16 protein-coding genes are annotated in these 17427 nt (G+C 64.4%); 10 read left to right on the top strand and 6 right to left on the bottom strand.

All coding sequences use genetic code 11. The features are described 5' to 3' along the window. Positions 1-62: 62 nt before the first annotated feature. Positions 63-2927: an RNA polymerase-associated protein RapA gene (rapA, locus tag IEX85_RS00425; RefSeq protein ID WP_188857279.1), complete on the bottom strand. Its 2865-nt coding sequence runs from the start codon at positions 2925-2927 to the stop codon at positions 63-65. Between the two features lie 210 nt (positions 2928-3137). On the opposite strand from rapA, the gene IEX85_RS00420 reads away from it, so the two are divergent. Beyond that, entirely contained in the window at positions 3138-4415 is a 1278-nt protein-coding gene (locus tag IEX85_RS00420; RefSeq protein ID WP_188857277.1) for a DEAD/DEAH box helicase, read from the top strand. A gap of 136 nt (positions 4416-4551) precedes the next feature. Beyond that, on the top strand, positions 4552-5115 hold the full coding sequence (locus IEX85_RS00415; protein WP_188857276.1) for an NlpC/P60 family protein: 564 nt from the start codon (positions 4552-4554) through the stop codon (positions 5113-5115). A 28-nt stretch (positions 5116-5143) separates the two neighbouring features. Here the strand turns inward: IEX85_RS00415 and IEX85_RS00410 are convergent, their stop codons facing one another. Continuing rightward, a complete protein-coding gene (locus tag IEX85_RS00410) occupies positions 5144-5575 on the bottom strand; it encodes a cupredoxin domain-containing protein (protein WP_188857275.1) in 432 nt (143 codons plus the stop codon). A gap of 205 nt (positions 5576-5780) precedes the next feature. Here IEX85_RS00410 and pedA1 point away from each other — a divergent pair, with 205 nt between their 5' ends. From pedA1 to pedC, 4 genes are read left to right on the top strand one after another with little or no spacing between them, the layout of a single operon-like run. Beyond that, on the top strand, positions 5781-6977 hold the full coding sequence (gene pedA1 / locus IEX85_RS00405; RefSeq protein WP_188857274.1) for a lanthanide ABC transporter ABC transporter substrate-binding protein PedA1: 1197 nt from the start codon (positions 5781-5783) through the stop codon (positions 6975-6977). Beyond that, positions 6974-7942: a YVTN family beta-propeller repeat protein gene (locus IEX85_RS00400; RefSeq protein WP_229721725.1), complete on the top strand. Its 969-nt coding sequence runs from the start codon at positions 6974-6976 to the stop codon at positions 7940-7942. The genes pedA1 and IEX85_RS00400 overlap by 4 nt, the downstream gene beginning before the upstream one ends. Continuing rightward, on the top strand, positions 7942-8676 hold the full coding sequence (gene pedB / locus IEX85_RS00395; RefSeq protein WP_188857273.1) for a lanthanide ABC transporter ATP-binding protein PedB/LutE: 735 nt from the start codon (positions 7942-7944) through the stop codon (positions 8674-8676). The genes IEX85_RS00400 and pedB overlap by 1 nt, the downstream gene beginning before the upstream one ends. Beyond that, on the top strand, positions 8673-9488 hold the full coding sequence (gene pedC / locus IEX85_RS00390) for a lanthanide ABC transporter permease protein PedC (RefSeq protein ID WP_188857272.1): 816 nt from the start codon (positions 8673-8675) through the stop codon (positions 9486-9488). The genes pedB and pedC overlap by 4 nt, the downstream gene beginning before the upstream one ends. A gap of 44 nt (positions 9489-9532) precedes the next feature. Here pedC and IEX85_RS00385 read toward each other — a convergent pair whose 3' ends face one another. Then, positions 9533-9913 (bottom strand): MmcQ/YjbR family DNA-binding protein, encoded by a 381-nt coding sequence (locus IEX85_RS00385; protein ID WP_188857271.1) that lies wholly within the window; start codon positions 9911-9913, stop codon positions 9533-9535. A 67-nt stretch (positions 9914-9980) separates the two neighbouring features. Continuing rightward, on the bottom strand, positions 9981-10565 hold the full coding sequence (locus tag IEX85_RS00380) for a hypothetical protein (RefSeq protein ID WP_188857270.1): 585 nt from the start codon (positions 10563-10565) through the stop codon (positions 9981-9983). Between the two features lie 91 nt (positions 10566-10656). Here IEX85_RS00380 and IEX85_RS00375 point away from each other — a divergent pair, with 91 nt between their 5' ends. From IEX85_RS00375 to IEX85_RS00360, 4 genes are all read left to right on the top strand, one after another. Further along, a complete protein-coding gene (locus IEX85_RS00375) occupies positions 10657-11028 on the top strand; it encodes a thiol-disulfide oxidoreductase DCC family protein (RefSeq protein WP_188857268.1) in 372 nt (123 codons plus the stop codon). Between the two features lie 89 nt (positions 11029-11117). Next, complete coding sequence (locus tag IEX85_RS00370; RefSeq protein ID WP_229721724.1) at positions 11118-11645, top strand: PQQ-dependent catabolism-associated CXXCW motif protein; 528 nt, start codon at positions 11118-11120, stop codon at positions 11643-11645. Positions 11646-11772: 127 nt separating this feature from the next. Then, positions 11773-12441, top strand: coding sequence for a response regulator (locus IEX85_RS00365; RefSeq protein WP_188857266.1), 669 nt, complete (start codon positions 11773-11775; stop codon positions 12439-12441). 181 nt (positions 12442-12622) lie between these two features. Next, positions 12623-13423: a response regulator gene (locus IEX85_RS00360; protein WP_188857265.1), complete on the top strand. Its 801-nt coding sequence runs from the start codon at positions 12623-12625 to the stop codon at positions 13421-13423. Positions 13424-13611: 188 nt separating this feature from the next. Here IEX85_RS00360 and IEX85_RS00355 read toward each other — a convergent pair whose 3' ends face one another. Beyond that, positions 13612-16191, bottom strand: a complete 2580-nt coding sequence (locus tag IEX85_RS00355) for a hybrid sensor histidine kinase/response regulator (protein WP_188857264.1) — start codon at positions 16189-16191, stop codon at positions 13612-13614. After that, positions 16178-17338: a nitric oxide-sensing protein NosP gene (gene nosP, locus IEX85_RS00350; RefSeq protein ID WP_188857260.1), complete on the bottom strand. Its 1161-nt coding sequence runs from the start codon at positions 17336-17338 to the stop codon at positions 16178-16180. Before nosP ends, IEX85_RS00355 begins: the two co-directional genes overlap by 14 nt. Positions 17339-17427: the final 89 nt, after the last annotated feature.

Genomic DNA, 17427 nt, shown 5'->3' with positions numbered 1-17427 from the left:
AAAGATTGGGGGACGGGGCCCTAATGCCGTCGTCAGGCACCCCGCCGCCCATTGTCATGCTGTTATTCCACCACGGCGACCCGCAGCGCATCGAGCTTGAGTTCGACCTGGTCGATCTGCGCCAGCACCTCGTCGCGCGCGCGCTCGAGCGCCTCGATTTCATCGTCGCGGATGGCCGGATTGACCCGGGCCAGCGCCTTCAGGCGCTCGATATCGGCGTCGAACAGGGCTTCGGCGCGGGCCCGGGCTTCGCTCCTCAGGCCGTCGTTCTGCGCCGCCGCCCGGTGATCGGCCTTCTCCACCAGCTCGGCGATCTGCGCCCGGGCATGGTTGACCACGTTCTGGGCGGTACGCCGGGGCACACGCTCGGCCAGTTTGTTGAGGTGGGCGTGGGCGATGATGCCGGTGAGATCGTTGCCGTTGCTGTCGAGCACCAGTCGCGCCGAGCCCTGGGGCAGGTAACGCTGCAGCTGCAGCGACTTCGGCGCCACGCAGTGCAGGCGGTAGAAGGTTTCGACCAGCAGTGTACCGGCAGGCAGCGGCGGCAGCTTGAGGCTGCACAGGCTGGTGTTGCCATAATCGCCGTCGGCCAGCAGTTCCATCGCGCCGCTGACCAGCGGATGCTCCCACGTCAGGTACTGCATGTCCTCGCGCGACAGCGCCAGACTGCGCTGGTAGGTCGCGGTGATACCGTCTTCGGGCAGCCCCGGCAGGCTCGATACCGGCATGTGATCGCCCGGCGTCAGCACCACGCTGTCGGCGCCATGGGTCTGCTGCTCGACACCGAACAGATCGAAAACGCGCTCCATGTACCCGGCCAGCTCCAGACTGCGGGATGCCTCGGCAACCTCGTCGAGAATGCGCGCGGCGGGCACCGGCTGACAGGAGTTGAGTTCCAGCAGCCGGTCGCGGCCGGCCTGCAGTTCGGCTTCCAGCTCCTGCGCGCGATGTCGGGTATCGTCCAGCAGCTGCTGCAGGCCGGCATCGTCGAATTCGGCCATCAGTGTCTGAAGTCGAGGTGCAAAGGTCTGGAACAGCGCCTGCGCCGCCGGGCAGCTGCGACTGAAGGCATCGATACCGAGGTCGAGCCAGTTCAGCAGCACCGTCTGGGGGCTGTCCTCGAAATAGGGCACGTGGATCTGGACATCATGGCGCTGGCCGATGCGGTCGAGACGGCCGATGCGCTGCTCCAGCAGGTCCGGGTTCAGCGGCAGGTCGAACATCACCAGATGATGCGCGAACTGGAAGTTGCGCCCTTCACTGCCGATTTCGGAGCAGATCAGCACCTGGGCGCTGTCGTCCTCCTCGGCGAAATAGGCCGCCGCGCGATCACGCTCCAGCAGACTGAGGCCTTCGTGGAACAGCGCGGCCCTTACCCCCTCGTACAGCCGCAGCTGTTTTTCCAGCGCCTTGGCGGTTTCCTTGCGGGCGCAGATAACCAGTGCCTTGTCGTCGCGATGATCGCGCAGCCAGTCCACCAGCCAGGCCACGCGCGGATCCCAGTCGAGCCAGTCTTCGTCGTCGAACAGCGCTTCGGGATGCAGGGCGTCATCGGCCGCCGCATCCTGCAGCCGCTCGACGTACCCCTGCGGCAACCGTTGCGGGTAGCGGTACAGCTCGCGACGCGGAAAGCCCTTGACCGCATCGCGGGTATTGCGAAACAGCACCCGCCCGGTGCCATGACGGTCCAGCAGGTTGCCGATGGCATCCTCGATCAGGCCCTCGATATCGCCCTGCTCGAGTTCGTCCTGCAGGCGCCTGACCGCCTCGCCACCAAGGTAGTGTTCCAGCGCGCGGACCAGATCCGGGGCATCGTGCAGCTGGCTGCGCACATCCTCGGCCTGCAGCCGCTCGACCAGATTGCTGATGGTGCGATACTCCGACTCCTCCTCGCGAAAGGCCCGCAGATCATGGTAACGGTCCGGGTCGAGCAGGCGCAGACGGGCGAAGTGGCCGTCCTGCCCCAGCTGCTCGGGCGTTGCCGTGAGCAGCAACAGACCCGGAACGGCCCGGGCCAGCTCCTCGATCGCCAGATAGCTGTGGCTGGCGGCCTCTTCGCTCCAGCCCAGGTGGTGCGCCTCGTCGACCACCATCAGGTCCCAGCCGGCCTCGAGCGCGGCCCGGCGACGGTCGTCGTCGCCGGCCAGGAATGACAGGCTGCAGATCACCAACTGGGCGCTCTCGAAGGGGTTGCCGTCATCGGCCATCTCCATCGCCGTGCAACGCAGCGGATCGAGAATGCTGAAGCGCAGGTTGAAGCGCCGCAGCATTTCCACCAGCCACTGATGCACCAGGCTGTCGGGCACCACCACCAGCACGCGGCGGGCGCGATCGCTGAACAGCAACTGATGCATGATCAGCCCCGCCTCGACGGTCTTGCCAAGCCCCACCTCGTCGGCCAGCAGCACCCGCGGCGCCGCGCGCCGCGTCACCTGACTGGCGATGTAGAACTGGTGCGGCAGCAACTGGACGCGCCCGCCGAGCAGGCCGTAAACCTCGGAGCGGCGGTGACGGTACTGGTGTTCGAGCGTTTCGACGCGAAGCCGAAACGCGCTGTTCTTGTCGATCTGGCCGGCGAACAGGCGATCCTGCGGCTTGCTGAAACGCACCCGGCTGTCGAGTTCGAGCTCGGCCAGCGTCTGCTGCTCGCCGTTCTGATCGATACCGTGATAGAAGAGACAACCGTTGAGCTCCTGGCGCTCGGTTATCTGCAGCTCTATACCGCCGGTGCTCTGGATGCGGTCGCCGACCGGGTACTCGACCCGGCTCAGCGGCGCGTTGGTGACCGCGTAGGTACGCTGCTCGTCGACCGCCGGAAAATTGAGGGTGACGCTACGTCCGGTCTGTTCGACCACCACACCGAGTCCAAGCTCCGCTTCGGTGTTGCTGATCCAGCGCTGACCGGGAAAAAACTGCGACCTTGCCAATGTACTCTACTCGCTTTCGCTGCTGTGTATCGGAGGGCTGCGCATGATAGGGGCTGTGGCAGCGCCGAACAAGTCGAATCCGGCGCGCAACGAAATTGAGGCGCCTTCGCGAGCCGGTGCGAAACAGGCAAATTAATGCGCGCTCGCAACCGCGCGATTGCGCTATCCTATGCAGCCATCCAAACAGTTTAGCTGGCGAACTCCCGAACGATGTCCTTTCTCGACCTGGATCTGGATCTTGAACTCCAACAACAGCTGATCGAAACCGGTTTTACCGAACCGACCGCGATTCAGCGCCAAGCCATTCCCGCCATTCTGGACGGTCAGGACCTGCTGGCCACCGCTCCGACCGGCAGCGGCAAAACCCTGGCCTACCTGCTGCCGGCGCTGCAGCATCTGCTCGACCAGCCGCCGCGCGAGGGCGCGTCACCCCGGGCGCTGGTGCTGGCGCCGACCCGCGAACTGGCAAGCCAGATTCTGCGCGTGGCCGCACCTTTGTGCGAGGCGCTCGGCCTGGTCTGCGCGCAGGTGGTCGGCGGAGTTCCCTACGGCAACCAGAAGCAGCTGCTCGAAGACGGCATGGATCTGCTGGTAGCGACTCCCGGACGCCTTCTGGAGCTCGATGAAAAAGCCTGGCTGGACCTGTCGGACGCGAGCTTCGCGGTGGTCGACGAGGCGGACCGCATGCTCGACCTCGGCTTCCAGGACCCGCTCAAGGCGGTCGCCTCGCTGCTGCCGCTCGAGCACCAGACGCTGATGTTCTCGGCCACGCTCGAGTCCGATGCCATCGCCAATCTGGCCGGCGCGCTGCTGCGACCCGACGCCGCCCGCATCGCCGTCAGCGAAGCGCGCGCCGTCGCCGGCCATATCGATCACGCCATCCTGCGCGCCGACAACGAAGCGCACAAGCTGGCGCTGTTCAAGGCGCTGATCACGGACCCCGGTATCGACCAGGCGCTGGTATTCGTGGCCAGCCGCAGGCAGGTGGAGCAATGGGTGGCGATCGTGCGGGATCTGGGAATCATGTGCGACGGCCTGCACGGCGAGATGGGCCAGGGCGAGCGCACCCTGCACATCAAGCAGCTGCGCCGCGGACGGCTCAAGGTACTGATCGCCACCGACGTCGCCTCCCGCGGGCTTGACCTGGCGCGAATCAGCCACGTGATCAACCTCAACCTGCCGCTCAAGGCCGACACCTACGTGCACCGTGCCGGTCGCGCCGGACGTGACGGCAGCGCCGGCACCGTCTGGTCCATCGTCGATACTCCGGACTGGCCCAAGGTCGGGCGTATCGAGCGCTACCTGAAGCAGGCGCTACCACGATTGACGCTCAAGGGACTGGAACCGTCCAAGAGCGAGCCGCAGGCTCCGCGCAAGACCAAAAAGCCCAAGAGCAAAACCAGCGGAAAGGCCAAATCCGGGAAAAAAGCGACCGCCAGGGGAACGGCATCCGCCAAAAAACCGGCGGGTAAACGCAAAACCGCATAAAGCACTTTAACTTTCCCCGGCATCCGGCTACATTTTCAATCATTAATCGAAGCTGAACGCCCCGGCAATTGCTGCAGTACTGTCGGAGCGGCCACTGAAACCGACGCCTTCGTCATCAGGGACCTGTTCGCAACGGATGTTGAGCAACGACGACAAAGCGGCCACTGCAGCCACGCAACCATCGTCACAGCCGGGGTATCGCTGGCGGGCGCTGGTGCCCGTTGCACTCGCAGCCCTGCTGTTGCAGGGCTGCGCCGGCAAGGCGCCCTCCCCCGCCGACACCACCTCGGCGCGCCCGGTGGCCGTAAAACAGCAAAACGTCGGCAACAACATCATCTCCCGCCTGTATGCCCAGCACGAAAGCTGGCGCGGCACGCCCTATCGGCTGGGCGGTGAAAGCCGCAGCGGCATCGATTGTTCGGCGCTGATCCAGCTCACTTTCCGTGATCAGTTCGATCTCGAGTTGCCGCGCACCACGGCGGACCTGGTGAAAATCGGCGCCCCGGTTCCCAAAAAAGAACTTGCCGCCGGTGATCTGGTGTTCTTCCGCACCGGCCGTCGCACGCGCCACGCCGGAATCTACATCGAGGACGGCCGCTTCCTGCATGCCTCGAGCCGCAAGGGCGTGATTATTTCGCGCCTCGACAATCCCTACTGGTCACGGCACTACTGGACCGCCCGGCGCCCGGATCCGCAGTAACAGCGAAACCAGCCCCGGGCCTTGCCGATCAGCGCACGCTGAAGGTGCCCACCATGCCCTTGCCTTCGAGACCTGCGGAGCGGAATTCGAAGTCTCCGGGTTTCACCGGTACGAAATAGATTTCGGCCTCCCCTTCCTGCTCGAACTCCAGTTCGGTCAGGCTCACCGCCTTGATTTCCATATCGCCGGCTTCCACCTTGCGCAGAAAGATCGATGCAAAGAATTCCGGCGCGCGAATGGCGTACTCCTTGCGCCCGGTCGAAATGATGCCGAGTTTGTAGGCCTGGCCGGTTTCCAGCTCGTAACGGTGCTGCGACATCGAGTAGTCGCTTTCTTCACTGCCCAGCACCAGCGCTGGCAGCTCAACCGGCCGGGTCGTCAGATCGCCTTCGGCCAGCACCACTGAAACGTTGGCCAGGCTGGCCGCCAGCAGGGCGCCGGCAATCATTGAAGCGCGCATTATACTTATCCTTCTGTTGGCTGTTTGCGAACGCAGTCCCGAAGCCCACTGCCCGCGCAGCCGCTCCGGCGCTGTTCCCAGCCTATAGCGGCCGACCACCGGGCCAAATGCTACTTCGGTACCAGCCGAACGCTACTTTCTGTATATTTTGCCCACAGCTCAGGCTGACTTAAGCTGAAGCCAAACAACAACAGCAGCCACAGCCATGACAATCCCGACACTTGCCCGAAGCTGCGGCCTTGCGCTGGCGCTGATCGGCACCGCGGTACGGGGAGCCGGGCCGATCGAGGTCGATATCGGCTACCTCAGCTACCGCCCGGCAACACCGCCGGCACTTTCCAACATCCTGCCCGAGCCGCGCGATACCGGCCTTCGGGGGGCGGAGCTCGGCATCGACGACAGCAACACCACCGGGCGCTTTCTGCAACAGAAGTACCGGCTGCACAGCCGCGTGGACGACGAGCCCCGGGCGCTGCTGCAGCAGGCGTCGGAGCTGGCGCAGGCCGGCGTCTCGCTGTTCGTCGCCGACCTGCCCGCCGCCCAGCTGACCGCGCTCAGCGAGCAACTGGGCCAGGATGCCCTGATCTTCAATGCCGGCAGCAGCGAGGATGCGCTGCGCCGGGACCAGTGTCTGGCCAACGTGCTGCATACCCTGCCAAGCCGGGCGATGCTGACCGATGCCCTGGCGCAGTGGCTGGCGGCACGCAGGTGGCGGGACTGGCTGTTGATCGTCGGCAACCAGCCCCAGGACCTGGCCTACGCGCAAGCCCTGCATCGCGCCGCCAAACGCTATGGCGGGCGCATCGTCGACGAAAAAGCCTGGAGTTTCGATACCGACCTGCGCCGCAGCGCCCAGAAAGAGCTGCCGCTGTTCACCCAGGGCAAGGACTACGACGTCGTGCTGGTCGCCGATGAACGCGGCGATTTTGGCGAGTACGTGCTCTACAACAGCTGGCTCCCGCGCCCGGTGGCCGGCACCCAGGGCCTGACCCCCGTCGCCTGGCACCGGGTTGTCGAACAGTGGGGCGCCGCCCAGCTGCAGTCCCGCTTCGAGGACAAGACCGGGCGCTGGATGGACTCGCGCGACTACGCCGCCTGGGCAGGCGTGCGTTCGATCGCCGAGGCGGTAACCCAGCTGCAATCGACGGATAGCGGCGCCATCCGCGACTTCCTGCTGTCCGAGCGTTTCCAGCTCGCGGCCTTCAAGGGTCGCAAGCTGAGTTACCGCCCCTGGAGTGGCCAGCTGCGCCAGCCGATTGCGCTGGTCCACCCCCGCGCGCTGGTTTCCCAGTCGCCGCAGGAGGGCATTTTGCACCCCCATACCGACCTCGACAGCCTGGGCTTCGACGCGCCCGAAAGCCAGTGCGCCGAGCTTTATGCCGCCAAAGGAGAACAACAATGACACTGCGCAGAACCCTTATCAGCCTCGCTTGCAGCCTGCTGCTGACCCCGGCGGCCTTCGCCGAGGTCGCCTATGTCTCCAACGAAAAGGACGACACCCTGTCGCTGATCGATCTCGACAGCCTGGAGGTGATCGAAACCATCGCGGTCGGTCAGCGGCCACGCGGCATCACGCTGTCGAAGGACGGTACCCGGCTGTATATCTGCGCCAGCGATTCGGATACCGTTCAGGTCATGGATGTCGCCAGCCACAAGATCATCGCCAGCCTGCCGTCCGGCGAGGACCCCGAACAGTTCGCGCTGCACCCCAACAACAAGCTGCTGTATATCGCCAATGAGGACGACGCCCTGGTGACGGTGGTCGACGTCGACAGCCACGAAGTGCTGGCGCAGATCGACGTCGGTGTCGAGCCCGAGGGCATGGCGGTCAGCCCCGACGGCAAATGGGCGGTCAACACCAGCGAAACCACCAACATGCTGCACTGGATCGATACCGAAACCCACCAGCTGGTCGACAACACCCTGGTCGATCAGCGACCGCGCCATGTGGAGTTCAGTGACGACGGCAGCACCCTCTGGGCCAGCGCGGAAATTGGCGGTACCGTCTCGGTGGTCGACGTCGCCACCCGCCAGATCAGCAAAAAGCTGACCTTCCAGATTCGCGGCGTGCATCCGGACAAGGTCCAGCCGGTCGGTGTCAAGCTGACTTCGGATGGCCGCTACGCCTTTGTTGCGCTGGGACCGGCCAACCACGTCGCCGTGGTCGACGCCAAGACCTACGAAGTACTGGACTACCTGCTGGTCGGACGCCGGGTATGGCATCTGGAGTTCAACGCCGACGAATCGAAACTGCTGACCACCAACGGCGTCAGCGGCGACGTGTCGATAATCGACGTCGCCGCCCTCAAGGTCGTGAAATCGGTCAAGGTTGGCCGCTATCCCTGGGGCCTGGCGGTGAAGTCCTGATGGCAATTGAAGTCGAGGGGCTGGGCTTTCGCTATGGCGGCCGGGAGGCGCTGACCGACATCGGCTTCAGGCTCGGACAAGGCACCTTCACCGCGCTGCTCGGGCCCAACGGCGCCGGCAAAAGCACCCTGTTTGCACTGCTGACAAGGCTCTATGCCTTGCAGGACGGCGAGATACGGTTGCTCGGTCAGTCCATTCGCCGGCACTCTGCCAGCGTCATGCAACACCTGGGCGTGGTGTTCCAGCAAAGCACCCTCGATCTCGATCTGACGGTGATGCAGAACCTCGAGTACCACGGCTCACTGCACGGCCTGTCGCGGCGCGAGATTCGCCAGCGCGCGCGCACCGAGCTTGAACGTCTGCAGATGGCCGAACGGCTGCACGAGCGCGTGCGCAACCTCAACGGCGGACACCGGCGCCGCGTCGAGATCGCCCGGGCACTGCTGCATCGACCGGCGATCCTGCTGCTGGACGAAGCCACGGTGGGACTGGATACCCGCACCCGCGCCGACCTCAATGCCTATGTCCGGGGGCTCTGTCGCGACCTTGGGCTGTGCGCGCTCTGGGCCACGCACCTGATCGAAGAGATCGCCCCCGAAGATCGCGTACTGCTGCTGCACCGGGGGCGCCTGCGCGCCGACGCCAGCGCCCTGGAGCTGTGCCGCCGCGCCGATTGCGACAGCCTGGCGGAGGCCTTCGAACGCCTTACGGCCACACCGGAGCAGGCCGCATGAAGCAGCCCCCACCGATCGACCCCAGGGCCTACTGGCACAGCCTGCGCGGCATCCTCGAGCGCGAGTTTTACCGTTTTCTGCAGCAGCGCAGCCGTTTTCTCAGCGCCCTGGTCAGGCCCCTGCTCTGGCTGGTGGTGTTCGCCGCCGGCTTTCGCGCCGCCCTCGGCGTCGCCATCATTCCGCCGTACCAGACCTACATCACCTATGAAACCTACATCGCCCCCGGCCTGTGTTGCATGATCCTGCTGTTCAACGGCATGCAGAGCTCGCTGTCGATGGTATACGACCGTGAGATGGGCAGCATGCGGGTATTGCTGATGAGTCCCCTGCCCCGCACCTGGCTGCTGATTTGCAAGCTCCTGGCGATCGCCCTGATCTCGCTGATTCAGGTCTACGGCTTCCTGGCACTGGCCTGGCTGCTGGTCGGCTTCGAACCGCCGCTCGCCGGCCTGCTGACCGTGCTGCCGGCTCTGCTGCTGACCGCGCTGATGCTGGGCGCCATCGGCCTGCTGCTGTCCAGCCGTATCCGCCAGCTGGAGAACTTCGCCGGGGTGATGAACTTCGTGATTTTTCCGATGTTTTTCATTTCCTCGGCGCTCTACCCGCTGTGGAAAATGCGCGAGGCCAGTGAATGGCTGTACTGGGCCTGCCTGCTGAATCCGTTCAGCCACGCCGTCGAGCTGGTGCGGCACGCGCTCTACCTCGAGCTCAACCTTCAGGCCCTGGCGATTACCGCCGGCACCACCGCCGTTTTCACGATGCTGGCGGTGATGGGGTTCAGCCCCGAGCGGACCGCCCGGCGCAAAACCTGAGGGCTTTCGCGGCGGGCAGACGCCTCACCCCACACCACTCGCTCTCAGCGGTATAAAACCTCGGGGCCCCAGGCCAGCTCCAGCGCCCGCCGCTCCGATGCGCGAAGTCCCCGGACCACCAGAGCGTAGGATCTGTCCATCATGCGCTCCAGTTCGCCACGCGGCAGCGAGCCATCCAGCGACACCGTATTCCAGTGACGCTTGTTCATGTGGTAACCCGGCCGAACCGCATCGAAAACATCTCGCAGCATCTGCGCCTCGACCGGATCGCACTTGAGATTGACGCGCGCAAGTCCCTGATCGCGCATCAGGATAGCGAACAGCTTGTCGCGGATCTTGAACACCGCGGCTCCCGGGCCGAAGGGATAGTCCTCCCAGGCTTCGGGCCGGCTCAGCAGATAGTCACGCGCCTGATCGTAGTTCATTGAAGGAAAGTGGTAAGTGGTAAGTCGTGAGGGAACCCGAGGTGCAGTTCGCTGCGCTCAGTGCACCCTACAGAATCTCGAACTGCTCGACGAATATCAACTCGCAGGCGCCGTTGCCGGTATCGTCACGGGTCAGCGAGCTTTTCCAGCGCCAGCCGTCCGGGCTCGTCACCTTCACCAGATAGCCTTTGATACGCACCAGTGTACCCGGCCCGGCCTTGGCGATCTGCTTCTCTATCCAGTCATCGGCGGGAATCAGGTGCATGTTGGCGCTGGAACGCTCGATCTCGCGACGCGGAATGGGCATGCGCTCGGCACGCCAGCGATACCAGCGCCCGGACTGGGAGATATCGATCTGCTCCAGCACACGACTGTCGGACATCCGCCCCCAGCCCAGCGCCAGGTCGTATTTTGACAGCTCCGACTCGCGGTCGAGCCAGTACCGCTCCTTGCCAAGCACCCGGGCATCCAGCTCGAAGCCCGCCAGTACTTCGACCCGGTGGCCGTCGAATTCGAATGTCTTCGCCTGCACCGCCGTCTGTTGCGGTGTACCGGGAACCAGAACGCCGTCGGGCAGCTCCGGCTCGCCGCCGCGCAGCAACATCAAAAGCGCAAGCGCACAGGCCAGGATGATCAGTATCAGGCGTGACATCCGGGTCCCTCCAGTCGTCCGGGAAATACAGGCCCCTGGTGCTGTCCAAAGAGTGTGCGACAGCTATTCGAGGCAAGGAGCATCTTCGCCGATGACAGGACAGAGTGCAAAATTGACGGTGTTCTACGACGGCGCCTGCCCGCTGTGCCGGCGCCAGCGCGCGCGCTACGAACGCCTGGCACGCGCCGCCGGCGACGAGGTCGTCTGGTTCGATATCAACGGCCGGGAAGACGACCTGCGCCAGCTCGGCGTGGACCCTCAGCTGGCGCTCACCGAACTGCATGTCGGGGACGAGGCGCAGCGGATCCACCGCGAGCTCGATGCCTACATCCTGCTGATGCGGCGCGTGCCCAGGCTGCGACCACTGGCCTGGATCATATCGCTGCCGGTGCTCAGGCCACTGCTGGCCAGGCTCTATCACGCGAGCGTGCGGCGTCGGCTCAAGCGCCAGGGTCGGATCTAAAAATACTACTTTGGTACCGCTGGTTCCGCTCCAACGTAGCATTCAAATCGCCCTCGCCCGCGAGCTTAAATGAGGGTATGAGAACAATAATGCTGCTGCTGTCACTTTGTTTCCCGATATCGCTGGCCTGGGCCGGGGCGCTCTTCTCGCCCGATGGCTACCGCATTGACCGCTACCGCAGCCCGACGCCCGACCGGGTCGACGGCGGGCGCACCGTCGATACCGCGACCCTGCAGACACTGCTGCAGCAGAATCCGCCACCGGTTTTGCTCAACGTCCAGGCACTCGACTGGCGCGAAGGCATATTCATCGAACAACATCCGTACCATCAGATACCCGGCAGCCACTGGCTGCCCAACGTCGGCAAGGGCCGGCTGGAGCCGCGCTGGGAGCGCTATTTTCGCAGCCACCTCGAAGCGGTGACCGGCGGCGATTTCGGCGCACCGCTGGTGTTCTACTGCCGCGCCGACTGCTGGATGTCGTGGAATGCGGTGCGCCGGGCGGCCCGCTGGGGTTACAGCGGCCTTTACTGGTACCCGCAGGGCACCGATGGCTGGCGCGAGTCCGGGCTGCCCCTGGAAGCCGCTCATCCGGTACCCCTGTCGCAAACGCAGTAATTTTTCCCGGCAGGCGTTAAGATGTGTTCTGCAGTGCCCTGAGCTTCGCCGCGACGGCCACCTGCGCGGGGCACCCGCCCGACCGGCCCCTTTAGCGGCGCACTATAACTATAAATGGAGAAACGGCGTGTACAAGATACTGATTGCAGATGATCATCCCCTCTTTCGCGAGGCCATAGTCAGTGTCATTCACAACAGCTTTCCCGGCTGCGAAACCTTCGAAACCGAAGATCTCGACCAGGCTCTGGCGCTGACCGCCGAGCACGACGACCTCGACCTGATTCTGCTCGACCTCAATATGCCGGGCATGAACGGCCTGAACGGACTTATCACTCTTCGCAACGACTCCCCCACGGTTCCGGTCGTCATCGTCTCGGCCGAGGAGGACAAGCAGGTGGTGCTGCAGGCGATCACCTATGGCGCGGTCGGCTTCATTACGAAATCGTCGCCGCGGGAGCAGATGACCGAGGCCCTGCAGCAGATCCTCGACGGCAACGTCTACCTGCCGTCCGACATCATACGCACCGGTAAAACGGAAAGCCGCCGCAACCAGCGCAACGACGAGCACCAGATTCCGCCGGAACTGCTGTCTTCGCTGACCCGGCGCCAGCTACTGGTGCTCGAGCGCATGTCCAAGGGCGAGTCCAACAAGCAGATCGCCTGGAACCTGCATATCGCCGAAACCACGGTCAAGGCCCACGTCTCGGCGATACTGCGCAAGCTCGGCGTTCACAACCGCATCCAGGCGGTGCTGTCGGCCGGCAATATCGATTTCAGCCAGTATCTGCGGCGCTGAAGCCGCTGTGAACAGGCGCCGCGCTCCGGGAGGTCCTTCGGGGCCGATCGGGGCCATTGAAGGCTGACATCACTTGCATCAGACGCATCATCTGAAGGAGACTATCGGCCCACGTCCGCGTCACGGCGCACGCGGTTGATCACCAAGGGCCGGACTGCCGGCACTGAATGGACTCTTGTTCATGAAGCTAGATTCGCTGCTGGTTCTGGTCGTAGAGCCCTCCCGCGTGCAGCGGCACATAATTGCCGACGCCTTGCGTGGCCTGGGTGTCCGACATATCGAGCCGTTCGACAGCGGCACCGCGGCACTGGAGCGGATGCGCCGCGAGACTCCCGATATCGTGCTGTCGTCGATGCACCTGCCGGACATGACCGGCACCGAGCTGGTGACGACCATGCGGCGCGAATCCAGCCTTGCCGACATCACCTTTTTGCTGGTGTCCTCGGAAACCCACTACCGTTACCTCGAGCCGGTCCGCCAGGCCGGCGCCATCGCCATTCTGCCCAAACCCTTCGACCGCGACGAGTTGCGCACGGCGCTGCAGAGCACCCTGCTTTATCTCAACGACAGCGATGCGGAGCCGCCCGAAATCGACGATTTCGAGCATCTGCGGGTATTGCTGGTCGACGACAGCGGCATGTCACGGCGGTATCTGGCACAGCTCCTGCAGAACCTCGGAATCCGCTGCCTGCACCAAGCCGGTGACGGCGCCGAAGCCCTGCGCATCATGCGCACGGAAACCTTCGACCTGGTTGTCACCGACTACAACATGCCCCATATCAACGGCGAGGAACTGGTGACCCATATTCGCCACCACAGCGAGCAGCCTTCGGTACCGGTGTTGATGGTCACGTCCGAACAGGACAGCAGTCGCCTCGCCGCGATCCAGGCCGCCGGCGTGTCGGCCATCTGCAGCAAGCCTTTTGGCTACGACAACGCCAAGCAGCTGATTCAGCAACTGGTGCTCGACCGGGACCTGTAAGGAAGTCTAAGCCGGTAGGTCTTGCCGGTTGAGACCTTGTGGCCGTACCGAGCCTCGGCCCCCGCATAGCGGGAGCATTTTGCCTCCCGCACGCACCACCCCGTTCGCTGCGAGGCAGTGCCCGTAAGTTTGGGTACGCGGATCATCCACCGTAGGAGCGCCGCCCCGGCGCGAACCACCGCCGTGCCCTACCGCTTCACATTTCCGTTCAGCAGGTGATTCAGTGTGGTCTTGAGCTTCATCGGCTTGACCGGCTTGTGCATCAGCAAATAGCCCAGATCCCGGATCTGCTGCTTCAGCTCGTGGCTGTAGTTGGCGGTGACCATCAACACCGGCAGGCGGTCGCGGCGCTGTGCGCGAATCGCCGCCACCAGGTCGACGCCGTTTTCGTCGTCGTCGAGATGGTAGTCGACGATCAGCAGGTCGACCGCTCCACGCGCCACATTCTGTTGCCGTTCCAGATCCGCCAGCGACAGCGCGGTCACCACTTCGCAGCCCCAGCCCCGCAGCAGCGTCGCCATGCCCTCGCAGATCGCCCGGTCGTTGTCCACCACCCAGAGCCGCGCACCCAGCAGCCAGGACTCCGTAACCGCGGCAGCCTGGGTATCGGCCTGCGGCATCAGCCGCAGCTTGCCGAGCGGCACCTCGACCGAAAACACCGACCCGCGCCCCTCAACCGAAGTGACGGCCACCTGGTGCCCGAGAATGCGTGAAATCTTGTCGACGATCGCAAGCCCGAGGCCGAGGCCCTTGTCATGGGGTGCCCCGGACGGCGGCGCGATGCGCCGGAACTCGAGGAAAATTTCCGTCAGCTTTTCTTCCGGTATGCCAATGCCGGTATCCCAGACCTCGATCACCAGACTGTGCCGGCGGCGCCGGCAACCGAACAGAATGCGGCCGTGTTCCGTGTAGCGCAGGGCGTTGGAAAGGAAGTTGCGCAGTATGCGCGCCAGCAGCTGACTGTCGGATTCGATCACGGCACCGCTGGAGACGAAGTGCAGCTCGAGTCCCTGGTTACTGGCGACCTGGCGATACTCGTTGGCGATATTCTCGAGCAGTGCGCGCACGCAGAAGGCATTGATATCGGGACGGATCACCCCGGCGTCGAGCTTGGATATATCGACCAGGGTGCTGAGCAGGCTTTCGACGTCCGCCAGCGAGTTGCTCACCGACGCCACCAGCCGGGAGACCGGCTCGGCGACGCTCTGTTCCTGCAGGGCGCCGGTGAACAGCCGCGCGGCGTTCAGCGGCTGCAGCAGATCGTGACTGACGGCGGCGAGGAACTTGGTCTTGGACAGGTTGGCCTGTTCCGCCTCTTTCTTGGCCTCCCGCAGGCGCGCCTCGATGGCGGCGCGCTCCTGGATCTCCTGGCGCAGCTGATCGTTCAGCGCCGTCAGCTCGGCGGTGCGCTCGCGCACCCGCTGTTCCAGGTGCTGATAGGCCTGTTCCAGCGCGTGAGCCGTACGCCGCCGCTCGGTGATATCGCGAATCATCACGAAAATGCCCACCGCATGGCCGTTGCTGTCGAGGTTGGGCACATAGGACTTGAGCATGCAGCGCAGCTCGCCGTGCAGGTTCTTCTCGTCGATTTCGAAGGTGACGCTCTCGCCGGCCAGCGCGCGGTCCATGTACGGTTTTATCTTCTGGAACTGAGCCTCACCCTGCACCTCGTTGATCAGGCGGCCGTTGAGCCCGCCCCTCGGCCAGCCATACCATTCGTCGTAGACCTTGTTGGTGAACTGGTAGCGCAGATCCTCGCCGACGTAACCGATCAGCGCCGGCACATGGTCGGTGATCAGGCGGATCCACTGCTCGCTTTCGCGCAGTGTTTCGGCGTAGCGGTGCCGCTCGGTGATATCGGTGTAGGTGTTGACGTAACCGCCGGTGGGCATGGGGTGAGTGCGGATTTCCAGCACGCGGCCGTCCGGCAGCTTGGTTTCCCGCGCCTGCACCGTATCGATAGGCCCGACCGGCGCCAGCAGACGGTCGGCGTGACCGGTCGCGGGCGCAGGTCCCGGGTCGACGCCGCCCAGCTCGATGAAGCGACGGTTCCAGACCTCCAGCTCGCCGTCGGCGGTGACCAGCGCCACGCCCTGGGACAGCTGATCCACCAGCCCCTGCAACAGTCGCGACTTCTGCGCCAGCGCGCGCTCGCGACGCGCCTCCTCGAACGCCTTCAGTTCGGTGATATCGGTGTAAAGCACCACCAGTCCGCCGTCGCGGGTGCCGCGCTCGCTGATCTGGATCCAGCGCCCACTGGCAAGCTTCATCACCGGGCTGTCACCACCGCTTTCCTCGACCACCAGACCCTGCTCCCGCGCCAGCCGCGTCAGATCCTGGATGGTGGTGCCGGGCTCGATGCTGACGCCGGTTCCGTTCCAGAAGGCACGAAAACGGCTGTTGAACAGCAGGATGCGCCGCCCGCTGTCGAACAGCACGAAGGCATCCGAGATACTCTCGATGGCATCGAACAGGCGCTGCTGCGACATCTCCGCCTGCTCGTTGGCCTGGGTCAGCGCCCGGTTACTGCGCTTGAGCTGCGATAGCGCGCTGTTCAGCGCCTCGGTGCGTTCGCGAACCTGTTCGGCGAGCACCACCGAATGCTCGAACGCCGCGTAGGGGTCGGCGCGATGACCGCCGCCGGACTCAACCCGTTCGATCAGGGCGCGATTGATCTTGCGCAGTTTCTGGTTGTCCCGCTCCAGCGCCTCGACTTGCGCGCGCAGCGAACGAACCTCGTCCTCGCTCAGGGTGTCAGCGCCAGCCATGCCGGAATCCTCCTATCGCCACCCCGGTGAAGGTCTGATTGAGATGCATGCCGTTGAACTGCTCGCCGTAGGTATTGAAGCCTATCACGCGGTGCGCGCGCAGGAATGCCGACGCCGCCTCCTGCAGGCCGCTGTACTGCGCCTCCAGCCGGCGCAAAAAGCAGTCGCAGCCGATTACCAGCCGCGGCGTACCGATGGCCTGTTCGATACGGGCGAACTCGGCTTCGAGGTCCGGCAGCATGGGACCTGGGCGCATCGCCGTGAGCACGATGCCCTTCTCCACGGCGCAGTAAAAGGTCAGACTGCGGTCGGCATTGACGCGCTGAATCGAGCGTACGTAATACTCCTCGCCAATCCGTACCGCGATGGGGTTGAGCGCGAAGGCACGGTGATCGAGGGCCGCTTCCGGCACGCCGATCACGCGGGCATACTCGGCAGCGGCGGGTTCGGCGTTCAGTTCCAGCACGGTGCGGCTTTCACTGTCGACGGCCGTCACTACCATTTTCTCACCCGGCGCCTGCATATGGTGGGTGGAGAACACCTCGAACTCACAGAGGGTGTTGAACATCAGCACGACGGCGGAATTGGTGTGAAATCGACCGTCGCAGAACACGTGGGTGTTGGCCAGGTGGATATCATCGCCGGCGGAGCCGCCGAAGTTCGGAATGCTGCCGAGCGCCGAGTTCAGCGCCACCAGAAACAGCTCCTCCTGACTGGAGAGGCCGTCGAGCAGCGTCAGGGCAAAACTGTGGCCCTTGATCGGCGCCAGCTTGCGGCTTAAACAACCCGCGGTCAGAGACTCGACCACCGCCTGGGCGTCGGTCAGCGAAAAGCGTCCGATCTCCTTGACCAGGGCGCTTTCGATGGCGAAGCTGCGGCAGTCGAAGCCGATCGCGGTGATGCAGCCCTGGCCGTACCCGTTGGGCGTGATTTCCCCCGCCGTGGTGCAGCCGGCCAGACCAATGCCGTCGAAATCCCGCTTCAGGCACGCGGCAAGCGCATCGAGGTCGTACTCGGCGGAGCAGAAAAACAGCACGAAGCCCGGCGTGGGGTCGCGAAACGCCGCGCGCAACTCGGCCGACGCCAGCTGCGGGTCGGGGCTGTAACTCGCCGCCGTGACCGCCGGTAAATGAGAAAAAGCGTGCACCCGCCACTACCTCCTGGAAATCGGTTCCAACCTGATTGTACCTCGCCCCGGGATGCCCTGGACATTCGACTTCCGCCGCTTCAGAAATG

This window comes from Marinobacterium nitratireducens, from assembly GCF_014645375.1.
GTDB lineage: Bacteria > Pseudomonadota > Gammaproteobacteria > Pseudomonadales > Balneatricaceae > Marinobacterium_A > Marinobacterium_A nitratireducens.
Note: the sequence above shows the minus strand (reverse complement) of the source record. Positions and strands in the feature narration are given on the sequence as shown.